Here is a 12791-nt window from a genome sequence, read left to right on the forward strand (position 1 = left end):
TGCAGTTCTGTCCCGGTGTGACCACTTTTTTCTGCTGGCCTTTTACCGTCCAGTCAGCCCCAATTTTGGGGTTAAGGTCGATATCAACTTCGTCTTCATAAAACACCGGATGGTCAACACTGCATTTGTCCAGCGCCTCACTTATCTGAGCGAGCTTTTCTTCCTTGTCAGGGTCTCGAATATTGAGGGTAGGTGCCGCCCTACGCCAGACGATCCCGATTTTCGGTAACCAACGCCTGACCGTAGAAGCCGCCACTGTACTTTGGAATACATCATTGAGCTGCATCGTTAAAAGCTCTGTACTCCAGCGGCTTCGCTGATAACCGAAATCCTGCGGGGAAAACTGAACCAGAATAGTCAGCATCGCACACATTTCGCTAACGGGAAGCGTTGGCGGTCTGCCAACAGGCAAAGCGTGCAGGGCATCCATACCACCTTGAGTAAACCAGTCAATCCACCTACCCACTGAGGAGCGGGCTGCACTGATAATACGGCAGACATCGACAATCGTTTTGCCTTCGTGGAGTTGCATGAGAGCAATAAGTCTGCGGGCATAATCCTTGTCCTTGGTAGTCTGTATCGCTTTTTTCATCCTACGACGTTCGCCACGAGGTATCGGTGCTATGATGGCCATCACTCAGTCCTTTTGTCGGTATGTTTCGGTTTGGCGATTGATCAGATCGCACAAAGCGGACTGAGTTTCTCTTATCTTTGAGATCTACTATTAGGAACAGCTATTTAGTCTGGTTTGTAGAAAATCAATTTTGATGAATAAAGTTGCGTAGTGTTTTTGATTGACGACATCACTGTACTACTTTGAAATGGGGGGATGATGTGTTCTATACCCGAAATCATTTTGGAATAGCCCTCTCCTTTTTTGAAAGAATCATCATGCTCTCCTTCCATTAATACTTCGATTTATCTCTGTAGTTTGATGATCTTGCTTCCAACCTAGGAATTGGTTTGTGGTATTTGGTGTTATTGCTTTCCGTTATATCAAAGGTTGCTAATCATAGAAGATAAATATTACTTGTTGCGAAAAAAACTATCGCCAATGATGAGTTATTGTGTATTTATGACTGCAAGCGCTTTCTTATGTTTTAAATGTCCGTTTAAATGTATCTTCTTAATATATAGAGTTAAGAGAAGCATACAGAATGTCAGAGTATAAGTTCATTTAATGAATTTAATATCGCCTTATGATTTAAAATCTATATGCGCTTTGATTCATATTTTTGCTACGTGTGATTCATACATGAGATCATGAAGCGCTTATAAAACTTTGTGACAATGTTTGAAAATAATGTCTCGTTGCATATGTAAATAATTAATCTTTTAAAACAACACCATAGGGAAAATAAAGCGAAAATTTCCAGAATGTGAGACAAAATTTTTCAATTCATTTGGCGCAAAGCTGATATGTTTTCTATTAATAATAAATAGCTTAAAGAATATTCTATTGGTGGCTGTTGATAGCGACCAATAATCTTTCATAAAGAAGATTGGTGTTCTTTGCTCTTCTCGATTAAAACAAGAATTCTAGAGAGAAGGGTGGTCAACTTTAGCGTTTGAATTCTAATTATGACAAAACGCGAAGGGATAAACTTGGCAAACACGTTTGGAATATATTCTTAGCACATATAGGACATTGGGTTGGTGGGGAGAGTGAAAAGTACTAAACATGTTGCAGTCATAGATGACTCTGAATCCGTCTTGATGTTGATTAAAAAAATGCTGAGCTGCCTCGGATACGATGAGGTCACTTGTTTTTCGTGTCCGCAAACAGCGTTGGATGAAATCAACCTTGGCAAGACACATTATGATGTTGTGTTTACTAATTTAGGCATGCCAGATATAGACGGAATGTGTGTGATTCGCGAATTAGGGAAAATGAATTTCCGTGGAGCGGTATGCATTATTTCTGATTTGGAGAATCGCGTAACTGAGTTGGCTGCTGAAATAGCCAAGCTCCAATGGGTTTACCTTTTAGGAAGTATACCCAAGCCTATTACGTTAGATGCATTGGAGAAAACGCTAAATAAACTCCCAAGTTCCCATGAAATGCAGTTTGAACAGAACTTTGCAATGACAAGGGAAGAATTGATTCGATACCTTATCAGTGGGAATGTTGTTCCTTATTACCAGCCTAAGGTGAACCCACTGACAAAGCGGGTGGAAAGCGTTGAAGTATTGGCGCGAGTCTACGAGCCAGACCGTGGTGTGGCGATTTTACCCGCTAGTTTTCTATCAACGGCTGTACAGCATGGCTTGGTAGATCTACTCACTACTACGATTGCGGAAAAGATGGCGACAGATATGGAAACCCTCTCTGCCATTTTTGGGCACCATGTAACTGTCAGCATCAACTTGTCCGCGCAACAGCTCGATGATTTGAGCATCCCTAATCGATTAGATGCGCTGTTTAAAGCAAAGAATGTTCACAGAAAACGCATCACACTAGAAATTACAGAAGAGTCGGCACTGAGTTCTCCTGAACAACTTGAATCCCTTAATCGATTAAGGATGCAAGGGTTTGGCGTATCGTTAGACGACTTTGGAACCGGTTTTGCCAACTTCCGCCACTTGCGGCACTTGCCCTTTACTGAAGTGAAAGTGGATCGATCGCTTATCAGCAAAATCCACACCGATCACTTTGGTCAGGCAATTGTTCGCTCGTTGGCGGACTTTTCTTTAGAGCGGGAATGTAAAGTGGTCGCTGAGGGTGTGGAACTTTCCGAGGAGTTGGAATACCTGACTTCCAATTATCCTAGCATGTTGGTGCAGGGTTTTTTAATTTGTCATCCCAAACCCATAGAAGAGTTGGAAGCTTGGTATGTAAAGTGGGTGGCACAGTGTGAACGCAGTGAGAAAGTGAAAACCTGAATGGAAAGTTCGCCCCGAGTCAGTTGAACGTTTAGTTTCTTCTTACGCTGTGCGCAATGTGTGCCAGCTTCAACTGAATGCTACGTGCTTTAATCAAACTGATTTCTTCTGGGGTTAATCCGACATCCCTGAGGAGATAGTCAGGATAAGTTGAGAGCAAGTCTCGAAGTTTTTCCTTTTGGTGCTTTAGCTTGAGTGTCTGGTAATTAGCAATCACTTTTTCTATCAACTTCCACATCATTCGGCTCACTTCCAGGTGCGCCTCTTTGTTCTGCTCGTAAGATGCGACCAGTAGAGTATGGTTTTTCTTTTCTGAAGTTCTCATGATCTTTCCTCCGGTTTTTCTCTTTGTTAATCAAGAAATGCTTAAGTCAGCTTCAATGTTGGGCTACTCTTTCTCTTGTCACAAACGAGGTTTACTACTTTATGAATAAGAAAAACTAAATCATGGCAGTGCATTTTCCCCCTTTGAATGCGCTGAGGGCATTTGAAAGTACGGCGAGGCATCTGAGCATTAAAAAGGCTTCGGAGGAGCTAAACGTCACCCCTGCCGCGGTTAGTCAGCAAATCAAAACGCTAGAAAGTTATCTGGATATTGAGTTGTTTGAACGCAAGGTTAGAGCGCTCTCACTTACCGAGGCAGGTGAGCAGCTTTATCCATTCATGGAAGAAGGGTTCGCCAAGCTTGAAGAGGGGATCCGGCAGTTGCATCGTCATCGCCACAGTAATGAACTGGTGGTGAGTGTATCTCCTACTTTTGCGGCGAAATGGCTGCTGCCAAGACTTGGCAGTTTCTACCTACAGTATCCTGAATACCGCTTAAGGGTCGATGCCAGTGAGTCTCTCGTCAACTTTAGGCGGGATGGTGTCGACATTGCACTGCGCTATGGAGGGGGAAACTACTCCGGCGTACATTGCGAAGTATTGATCCCTGAAGAAGTGGTTCCGGTTTGTAGCCCGGTATTGATGGAAGGCGAACATGCGCTTAAATCACCAGAAGTTCTGAAGCACCACATGTTGTTGCGCTCTGACTGGCAAACCACACAGGCTCAGGCGCCCTGTTGGGGGATGTGGCTGCGTGCTGCTGGTGTTGACCACCCTGATACCAATTCCGGGCACCAGTTTTCTAGCGAAGCACTCGCCATGCAGGCGGCTATTGAAGGGCAGGGGGTGGCGTTAACCTCCACGGCGTTGGCGGACTTAGATGTAAAAGCAGGGCGTTTGGTCTATCCCTTTGGCCGGGAGCATAACCAGAAAGTGGCTTTCGGTTATTACTTTGTCTGTCCGGATTCGCACCTCCGTGTTAAAAAGGTACAGGCATTTCGGAAATGGATGAGCGCCGAATTGAAAGCGGGTGGTTCTTAAACGAAAAAAGGCGACATTTTAAATGCCGCCGGTTATGCCTATTCTAAAGGGATATAGATATCGGTAAGTAGCTGTGTTTGTGGCACTGAACGGACGTCATTAAGATATTCTTCATAGGCTGGCTGGTTGCCTATTCGCTCAGTGGAGTTTGGTAACCATTCGGAGAATAACCAGCGGTAGGCAGCGTCCATATTGGCATAGGGGCCTTTGTAATGCATTACGGCACATTTTCCAGCCTGAATATCAAAACGCTTTAAACCGTTTTCCAACGGGAAGTCATCTGCATTACTGGCTTTGATGCAAGCCAGGGAACGTAATTCTTCGGTCGGTACCGTATCTGGGTCATCAAAATAGACACCAAAGAAGCGAGTGTTTTCGTCAATCAGGTTGCGCGTCGTCAACCAGCCCTGAAGCTTCTCAAACTGCTGCCCTATCTTCATGTAATCACCGCTGTGCTCTAAACCAATTAGGGTCATTGCTTCGCTTTCTCTTATTGTGATCTCTTGCATTGGGTAATCCTCGTTTTTCCGTATTGGATGCGAAAATTGAACATGATCACCTTCACGCCTGAAACGGGCAGGTGGCATGCCAAAGGTCTCACTGAAAACACGGGTGAAACTCTGTACGGAGTTGTATCTCGCCATACGGCCAATCACCTCAATACTCAAGTCTGTCTTTATCAATCTGTCTGCCGCATAGTGAAGGCGGATCCAACGGATAGAATCAGTCAGGCTGTTGCCGTAAATCCCGCGGTATATGCGGTGCAGGTGATAAGGAGAGATCAACGCGACCTGAGCCAGCTTATCCATATCCAGATCACCCTCTAGATTTTCGTAGATGTAATCTGACAGCACGGAAAGCCGCTTCCGGTAGTGATCTGCCGTTGATTGTCGCTTCATTACAGATTCTCCCTTGTTTTCATCCCTCTAAGGTATCAACGGGTGTTTTAACAAATCCTGCGCATTTTTTATTCTGAAGCTCACTTTGATTAAGCCAAATGATCAATTTGTCGCCTGAAGGATAAGCTCCATCACCTTGTCGAATCGCTTCGGCAAATCACGGTATTTTTTCTGGGAAAGGAAAAGGGATTGAGAGACAGGTGACTCCAACGTCAGCACAGTAAGTTTTTCTTTTTGCTCAAATCCGGTCATCACGCTTTCCGGCAGAACGGTAAAGCCAATACCCTTGGAAACAGGTAAGAGTATTTGCGCCAGTTGGTTCACGAAGCCACGATGTTCCAAAGCCTCAATACTGCGGTATTCCTCAGGGAAATTTGTCCCTAGCACTAAGTCGGCATAGTGTTTGCCATCGGGATGGTGGATGTAACCTAGCGAAGAGAGGGCATGAAAGTCGCCTAAAGGGATTTGAACTTTAGCCGGTAAAATCACGCAAAGAGCTTCTTCACCTAAAAGAGTTTCTTCAAAAACCGGCTGGTCGAATTTCTGTGTGGTGATGCCAATGTCGGTTTGGTTATCGATCAGCATCTGACGAATTCTGTCTGCGGGCGCTGCTTCAAGCTGCACCGATAAGCCAGAGTGTAAAGTTTGTAGGTTCAACAAAGACGGATATAGCTTCATCGCCATTGCGCCGGAACAGGCAATGCGAATTGCCCCTTGATGCGGGTCATCGTCTTTCATTCTTGCCAGGAAGTCTGCCTGTTGTTGATTTTGCTCGGCGATAAAGGCATTCAGCATGATGCCTTCACGCGTCAGTTCGAACTGCTTTCCTTCGCGGAATATAAGGGTTTCGCCCAATTCGTCTTCCAGCTTTTTCACATGCTGACTGACGCCGGGTTGCGTCATGTAAAGCCGTTCAGCGGTTTTGGTAAAGCTGCCAGTTTCAACCAGCGTGGCGAAGGTGTTAAGCCATTTAGGATTTAGCATATAGAGGTGGATAAAAAAATATTATGAATTTAATAATAATCGATAATTTTCCAATGAAAAAGGTGCCGAGTAAACTTCTCTTCATCCGATAACGCATTGAGAGGTTTTAACCATGACAACGCCATATCCACGTAACTTTTCACACATTGGTATTTCCGTTCCTGACTTGGAAGCAGCGGTGAAGTTTTACACCGAAGTACTGGGTTGGTACCTCATCATGGAGCCGACTGAGATTGTTGAAGACGACTCTGCTATTGGTGAAATGTGTACTGACGTATTCGGTGCCGGCTGGGAACGTTTCCGCATCGCGCACCTTTCTACTGGTGACCGCATTGGTGTTGAGTTGTTTGAATTCAAGAATCAGGAAAACCCAGAGAACAACTTCGAATACTGGAAAACCGGCATCTTCCATTTCTGTGTGCAGGACCCTGATGTTGAAGGCTTGGCAGAAAAAATTGTCGCGGCAGGTGGCAAGAAGCGCATGAAAGCGCCACGTTTCTACTATCCAGGTGAGAAGCCTTACCGAATGATCTACATGGAAGACCCGTTCGGTAACATTTTGGAGATCTACAGTCACTCTTATGAGCTGCATTACGCGGCGGGCGCTTACAAGTAAGTTTTTGCAATCCCTCCTCTTTCAAGGGGAGGGATTGCTCCTAAGCGTCAGAATTTCCCATCAAAATACTCAACCAGAAAATCAATTAAGGCGCGCACGGGCCTGGAGAGGTGTTTGCGGGATGCGTAAAGCAGGTAGATAGTCAGAGTATTCAATTCCCATTCCGGCAATACTGCTTCCAGCTCACCTTTTTCCAGCATGTCCTCGACCAGATAATTGGGTTGCATTGATATCCCCATACCTGCGAGTGAACCGTGAAGTAACACCGTCGCTTCGTTTCCCGTAACAGGGCAGTTCACCTCGACACTCTGCTTCTCTTGGCCTCGAGTAAAATACCATTCGTGTCGGCCAAAGTTTTTGTAGCCCAAGCATTCATGCTCCCTCAGATCTTCCGGCACGGTAATAGGAGGACGGGATTCTAAATAGGAAGCGGACGCAACCAGTGTTGACTCACAGGGTGCGAGTGGGCGGCCAATCAGGGAAGGATCAGGGTTACTGGCAGTGCGGATGGCAAGGTCAACGCGTTCGGCGACCAGATCAACCGCTTTGTCCTGCGCGTCGATATCAATGGTGACGCCGGGGTGACGTTTCCGGAATTCGTACAGGGCGGACATGAGTTGGGAAAAACCAAATGACATGCTGGTACTGATGCGGATGAACCCCGTCAACGATTCTCCCGGCATCAGGCTTTCCTCCAGATGCAACGCCTGTTCGACCCATCGCTGCATATCTGGCAATACCTGCTTACCCATATTGGTGAGTGATACCTTCCGGGTAGTTCGGTTCAAAAGCCTTGCTCCAAGCCAGTTTTCCATCGCTTCCACATAGCGTGTCACCATAGGTCGGGACATCTCTAACCTGTCAGCTGTGGCGGTGAAACTTTCTGTTTGTGCTACATCGAGAAGCACTCTCGCGGCAGTCAGCTTATCCATAAGTTCTGTCTTAATTAGAACGATTTAAGAAATAATGATGCAAATGATAGGCGCTATTTCCGAGCATATCCAATCGTTATGCTTCTTTCCCAAGCCCATACAACGAGGAAGTAAGACAATGAAAACATCTATCGCATTAGCACTCTCTTTTGCTCTGACGGCGCCAGTCATGGCGGAAACGACACCACTAACATTCGACGTTTACTACGGTGACGACAACAGCTTCAATGTGACTTCTACCGTCGTTGCTGGCGAAAATGAAGTAATGGTTATCGACACGGGGTTTAGCCGTGCCGATGCGTTGCAAATCGCCGCTAAAGTATTGGATTCTGGCAAAGCGCTGAAAACCATTTACATCAGCCAGGCGGATCCGGACTACTACTTCGGCGCTTCACAGCTGCTTGAAATCTTTCCACATGCGAATGTGCTGACCACGCAAGCCGTTCGTGATGCTATCGTGAAAAAGCTGAAAACCAAAATCAGCTTCTGGAGCCCGAAAATGGGAACCAATGCACCTAAACATCCGCGTGTGCCGGATGTGTTCAAAGGCACTGTTTTGAAAGTCGATGACACTGTTATTGAGATCAAAGGTACTGAGGGCGTGTTGGCGCATCGACCTTACCTCTGGATCCCATCTGAAAAAACGATTCTGGGTAACGTTGGCATTGTCGAAGGCATGCATGTTTGGATGGCAGACACCCAAACGGAAGAAGAAGTGGCTGCGTGGCTGGATCAGCTCAAAGAAATGCAATCGCTGACCCCTGAGTTGGTCATTCCGGGGCACATGAAAAACGCGGGCAAGTTGGACCCATCAAGTATCGAGTACACAGCAACATGGATTGAGCGCTTCGCCGATGCTAAAGCCAAAAGCGAAGACAGCAAAAGCGTGATTGATACTATGGTGGGTTACTACCCGAAATTGGGTGCGACTTTCACGCTGGAACTGGGTGCTCGGGTTCATGAAGGTGAAACTCAGTGGTAATTCGGCAATCAGGTAACTTGCCCGGTTAGGGTAAGTTGCCTCCTAATTCTTTCCAACCCAGGCTGTATCCGTTTGCCCAAAACTGCGCTTGAATAAAAGTCGCATCAAGTCGCAGGTGGATACTCCCTCATTCTTTTTGGATGAAATCATAAAGCAGATATTTCATACCCTCACTGAATTGAGAAATGGCAACAGCCATGGTAGAGCTCAGGAGTGAACTTCCATTTCTACGCGAGTGCCGTTGATGCGTGTTTCAAATAGATTGGGCTCTTTCTCTGACGAATACACCGGACAAAATCAGTGTTCTGATTTTTATAGTGTCTCCTTAAGCTGTGTTTAGTGTTCATTTTCCCTTGGTTATTTTGTTGGATTGAAGCAACACCACCAGTGTGTCGATGCGCTTCTGTAGCTTGTCGTTTTCGTCCATGCCCGAGAAGCGAAGCTCTGCGCTTAGCGTTTTCAGTAGAGCTGCCAGAGCTTCTTGTTGGGCGGCTTCCTGCTCTTTATTCACCGTCATGAAGAGTGACCTCGAGCAAGTATTCTGCAAAGGGGTGGGCTGATACGGACACTTCCAGCCATGTGTGCATTGCGATGACGTGATATCGATTGTTTCTTTGTTCTATACCTTCTCCGTGCACTGAAAACCCAGCGATACCATTCAGTGAGGTTAGGGAAACAGATAGAACATCATTTTCTAAACCAAGGATGAAATAGCGATTATTGTGTTCTCCCCCCACAATGTTTCTTTGCTGAAAAGAGGGGTCATTGCTGTTCAGTGAAATGTAGTAATGGTCACGACTCAGTAGTTGGTTGTGTCGCAACTGAGCGGCGTTTAAGGAAAAGGCGCTGAGTGCAGTGAAGACGATAATCATGGCGAAACGGGTAAATATAGGCATGGTTAGCTTCCAAACATCACAAAAGTCGAGTCGGTTTCGTAAAAGAACATGGGGTTTTCATTCCCCTTTACAAACCTGATGGCTTTTTGGATTTGAAAATCCAAGTTAGGCTGGAAGCTACTGCTGACGTAAAGCTTCTTCCCTTGCTCAAAAATACCAAGTTCTGAGTCATCGTCGTGACCAATCATGATCAATCATGGCCAACACAGCAGGCTCCCGCCAATGTTGCCAACCCACGACGGTATGCAACACCGTGTAATCAGAGCTTTATTGATCTGAGGCAAATGGTCAGCAAGCCCATACGCCAAATTCTTTCCTCGATTAAGGGTTAAAACCCATCGTGTGTGTTCGCTAGCGCCCTTTGATTGTCAAACTGCTGGTGGATAGCTTTGATAAAAACGGTGATGCGATTAGGTGTAAAGGAAGAGTAGGGGTGAACCGCATGGACGTCCCGAGATTGAATGCTATCTGGGACAGAGATAGGCAACTTCTCCAGTTCACCTTGAAGACATAACGGTAGTGCAAAAATATCAGGCAGTAGTACTCGACCTAGCCCCTGCTTTGCCATTTCTGTAGCGGTATGGATGTTATTGACCTTAAGGTCGGCGGGACCCTTATCGTGATGCCAAGGAAGGGTAATAATCTGATCATCTCGCTCTTTTATCTCGACGGCCTGATACCAATACTGATGAAAAGTGCCCAAATAGCGGGCTTTGAGGCTACTGTCTGGCATTGGGCCCACTCGGATAGCGACATCGATGTTTTCCCGCAGCAAATCCTCAACGCTGTCATTCACGGAAAGTTCAATATGGAGCTCCGGGTGACGTTTTCTTAACGTTTGGATCACAGGCAGGACCAACACCTGCGCTAGGGCGGATGGCGAGGAAATCTTCAATGTGCCCTGCAAGGAATCCTGAGCAAAAGTCATATCCTCCTGCACTTTTTCCAAAAGGCTTTCCATCACAACAGCATGCTCGTACAAACGTTCGCCAGATTCAGTCATGCGAAGGGTGCGGGTGGTGCGGTGCAGCAAAAGGGTGTTGAGTGATTTCTCCAATCCGCTGATTTGCTGGCTGAGCCAAGAACGGGTGATCCCGAGTTGTTCTGCGGCTTGAGTAAAGCTTCCTGCCCGAACCAACGCAGCGTAAAGCTGCATCTGATAGGTAATATGTTTATTTTCCATAAACAGTGTTTTCTATTGTACGATATATATCTAACAATACTGCGTTGGTAGTCTTTACTCAACCCATACAAGATGAAGTGGAGTAAAAAGATGAAAAAGCAATTGATGGCAGTGGCGATTGCCGCTCAAATGGTGTTTGCAGGTGCGGCTTATGCAGGCCCCGTAGAAGAGGTTCAGCAAGCATCAAAACAGTGGATTGAAGCGTTTAACAAAGGTGAATACCAGCATTTGGGTGAGGCATACACGATGGAATCAACAATGATTTCACATCCATTTGGCGTTTTTCACGGACGTCCGGCTGCTGCGGCTTTCTGGAAGCAACTGGTCTCAGATGGCGCGAGTGATCTAGTCTACATCGAGCCTAAATTTACCGAACTGGATGATAAAACTGTGGTGGTGGAATCTCGCTGGAAGATGAATATCGGCGAAGGCCATATTACGCTGGAAAAGTGGGTGAAAGAAGCCGATGGCGTGTGGCGCTTGGAACTTGATGATTTTACCGTCGAAAAACGTTACTAAAGAGCGCAACGACAAGAAAAAGGACGCAAACGCGTCCTTTTTAACAGTTGACCACTCAACTGGATAAGCCGCAGAAGTTACAACCTAAATAGGTGATCACAAGGCGATTCTGATAGCGGTTTTGATAGTTCCAAGGGGAGACGTCATAAGGCGCACGCTGGTAACGACTCTGAATGAAAATAGTCTCGCCTTTTTCAAGTTTCATAATGCTATTCACTGCCGCAACGCCGGGGACGGCACAGCCCGTGTCATTATTGGCAAATGTAACAGGTCCGATAGAATGATTGCCGCCAGGAGGAACAGCATTTGGCAGTGAGATGCCAATACGAAGTAGGTATTTAAATCCGCAAGTGCGCTGAGCATAGCGGGCATCAATATTATAGAGACCGGCTACCGGTGCAGTGAACATATGAGAATTGGTATCAAACGCATAGTTAAAATTGGTGAGAGTCTCATTGTATTCGACGACTTTGATGGCACCGTTGTTGGCTTCAGTTAACTCATCACCACCAATATAAGCATCGACAACCACAGTGTTTGATGGAAGATATGGTTCATTGGCATAGACGCTTGCTGACAACATTAGCGCTACTGAGGAAAGAATAGTTACTGGTAGCGAGTATTTCATCCGTATTCTCCATATGATTGATTATTGTATTCAAATCAAATCATTGCTGTATTCAAATCGCAGGGAATTTTACAACTTTCATTGTCAACAATAAGCATCGTATGTGAGACATTGTTTATTTTTGCTATTTAATTATTGGGTCGGTGTAGGATTTACATACCTTAACTTTTTAGCTTGTTATTGCTGGATAAATGAATAGGTATGAGTGGGCATGTATGTTTGCATAAAACTGATATTTATGATTTTTCCTTAAAGTACCTGCCCGCTAAAGCCGTTCCACGGTCGCTAACATAATGATGGGCTAGTAAGAGATTCGATTGTTTTATCCACAACTCGGGCTTTATACCCAAATAACCTGAATCCTGCATCTTCAGGTTGTTTGATGAGATGGTCTCCTCCTACTCCAGTCCGGCGTCATAATGCGCCAAGATAGAAGTGTTATCGACTATCTAGATAAGCAGGAGAAGACCATGAACAAGTGTAAAACGCTCGGTATCGATTTGGCAAAAAATAGCTTTTACCTCTTCGTGTTAAACCAGCAGGGAAAGCCCATCGGTAAGAAGAAACTGAGCCGGAGCCAACTCCTGCGGTACTTGGCTCAGCAAGAGCGCTGCATTGTCGCCATGGAGGCTTGTGCTTCTGCCCACTATTGGGGGCGTGAGATTTCGCTGCTAGGGCATGACGTTGAGTTGTTACCTCCTCAGCATGTCAAAGGGTATCTGCGGGGGCAGAAAAATGATTACAACGATGCACAGGCCATCGCAGAGGCTAGCGTTCATGGAGCCATCCGTCATGTTGCAGTAAAAAGCGTGGAGCAGCAGGATGAACAGACCTTCCTACAGATGCGGCGACACCTTTCGTCTGAGCGGACGCGTTTGCTCAATCACATTCGTGGGCTGCTGGG

16 protein-coding genes are annotated in these 12791 nt (G+C 46.0%); 6 read left to right on the forward strand and 10 right to left on the reverse strand.

The annotated features are described in order from the left end of the window. Positions 1-634: IS630 family transposase (locus tag GMA8713_RS24170; protein WP_157515568.1), on the reverse strand; the 634-nt coding region annotated here is incomplete at its 3' end. A gap of 1031 nt (positions 635-1665) precedes the next feature. Between GMA8713_RS24170 and GMA8713_RS24175 the strand changes: the two genes are divergently transcribed. Continuing rightward, positions 1666-2883 (forward strand): EAL domain-containing response regulator, encoded by a 1218-nt coding sequence (locus tag GMA8713_RS24175; protein ID WP_084387828.1) that lies wholly within the window; start codon positions 1666-1668, stop codon positions 2881-2883. Between the two features lie 31 nt (positions 2884-2914). Here GMA8713_RS24175 and GMA8713_RS27815 read toward each other — a convergent pair whose 3' ends face one another. After that, complete coding sequence (locus GMA8713_RS27815; protein ID WP_062715052.1) at positions 2915-3208, reverse strand: hypothetical protein; 294 nt, start codon at positions 3206-3208, stop codon at positions 2915-2917. 122 nt (positions 3209-3330) lie between these two features. Between GMA8713_RS27815 and gcvA the strand changes: the two genes are divergently transcribed. Beyond that, positions 3331-4248, forward strand: coding sequence for a transcriptional regulator GcvA (gcvA, locus tag GMA8713_RS24185; protein ID WP_062715054.1), 918 nt, complete (start codon positions 3331-3333; stop codon positions 4246-4248). A gap of 38 nt (positions 4249-4286) precedes the next feature. Here the strand turns inward: gcvA and GMA8713_RS24190 are convergent, their stop codons facing one another. Together GMA8713_RS24190 and GMA8713_RS24195 are read right to left on the reverse strand one after the other, a co-directional pair. Continuing rightward, complete coding sequence (locus GMA8713_RS24190; protein ID WP_062715056.1) at positions 4287-5147, reverse strand: AraC family transcriptional regulator; 861 nt, start codon at positions 5145-5147, stop codon at positions 4287-4289. Positions 5148-5249: 102 nt separating this feature from the next. Beyond that, entirely contained in the window at positions 5250-6131 is an 882-nt protein-coding gene (locus GMA8713_RS24195) for a LysR family transcriptional regulator (RefSeq protein WP_062715058.1), read from the reverse strand. A 112-nt stretch (positions 6132-6243) separates the two neighbouring features. Here GMA8713_RS24195 and GMA8713_RS24200 point away from each other — a divergent pair, with 112 nt between their 5' ends. After that, on the forward strand, positions 6244-6747 hold the full coding sequence (locus GMA8713_RS24200; RefSeq protein WP_039849885.1) for a lactoylglutathione lyase family protein: 504 nt from the start codon (positions 6244-6246) through the stop codon (positions 6745-6747). 47 nt (positions 6748-6794) lie between these two features. Here GMA8713_RS24200 and GMA8713_RS24205 read toward each other — a convergent pair whose 3' ends face one another. Next, positions 6795-7679, reverse strand: coding sequence for a LysR family transcriptional regulator (locus GMA8713_RS24205; protein ID WP_062715059.1), 885 nt, complete (start codon positions 7677-7679; stop codon positions 6795-6797). A 118-nt stretch (positions 7680-7797) separates the two neighbouring features. On the opposite strand from GMA8713_RS24205, the gene GMA8713_RS24210 reads away from it, so the two are divergent. Further along, positions 7798-8661 carry an MBL fold metallo-hydrolase gene (locus tag GMA8713_RS24210; protein WP_062715061.1) on the forward strand — a complete coding sequence of 288 codons (864 nt, stop codon included), beginning with the start codon at positions 7798-7800 and terminating at the stop codon, positions 8659-8661. Positions 8662-9004: 343 nt separating this feature from the next. On the opposite strand, the gene GMA8713_RS27525 is transcribed toward GMA8713_RS24210, so the two are convergent. From GMA8713_RS27525 to GMA8713_RS24225, 4 genes are all read right to left on the reverse strand, one after another. Next, complete coding sequence (locus GMA8713_RS27525) at positions 9005-9178, reverse strand: hypothetical protein (RefSeq protein WP_157515765.1); 174 nt, start codon at positions 9176-9178, stop codon at positions 9005-9007. Continuing rightward, positions 9165-9557 carry a hypothetical protein gene (locus GMA8713_RS24215; RefSeq protein WP_062715063.1) on the reverse strand — a complete coding sequence of 131 codons (393 nt, stop codon included), beginning with the start codon at positions 9555-9557 and terminating at the stop codon, positions 9165-9167. Before GMA8713_RS24215 ends, GMA8713_RS27525 begins: the two co-directional genes overlap by 14 nt. Before the next feature lie 2 nt (positions 9558-9559). After that, positions 9560-9745 (reverse strand): hypothetical protein, encoded by a 186-nt coding sequence (locus tag GMA8713_RS24220; RefSeq protein ID WP_062715065.1) that lies wholly within the window; start codon positions 9743-9745, stop codon positions 9560-9562. Between the two features lie 140 nt (positions 9746-9885). Further along, positions 9886-10740, reverse strand: a complete 855-nt coding sequence (locus GMA8713_RS24225; RefSeq protein ID WP_062715067.1) for a LysR family transcriptional regulator — start codon at positions 10738-10740, stop codon at positions 9886-9888. A 90-nt stretch (positions 10741-10830) separates the two neighbouring features. On the opposite strand from GMA8713_RS24225, the gene GMA8713_RS24230 reads away from it, so the two are divergent. Next, a complete protein-coding gene (locus GMA8713_RS24230; protein ID WP_062715069.1) occupies positions 10831-11259 on the forward strand; it encodes a YybH family protein in 429 nt (142 codons plus the stop codon). 55 nt (positions 11260-11314) lie between these two features. On the opposite strand, the gene GMA8713_RS24235 is transcribed toward GMA8713_RS24230, so the two are convergent. Further along, positions 11315-11887 (reverse strand): complement C1q domain-containing protein, encoded by a 573-nt coding sequence (locus GMA8713_RS24235; protein ID WP_157515767.1) that lies wholly within the window; start codon positions 11885-11887, stop codon positions 11315-11317. A gap of 470 nt (positions 11888-12357) precedes the next feature. On the opposite strand from GMA8713_RS24235, the gene GMA8713_RS24240 reads away from it, so the two are divergent. Further along, on the forward strand, positions 12358-12791 hold a 434-nt coding region (locus GMA8713_RS24240; protein WP_198159450.1), incomplete at its 3' end, for an IS110 family transposase.

Source organism: Grimontia marina, assembly GCF_900060185.1.
In the GTDB taxonomy this organism is placed as follows: Bacteria; Pseudomonadota; Gammaproteobacteria; order Enterobacterales; family Vibrionaceae; genus Enterovibrio; species Enterovibrio marinus.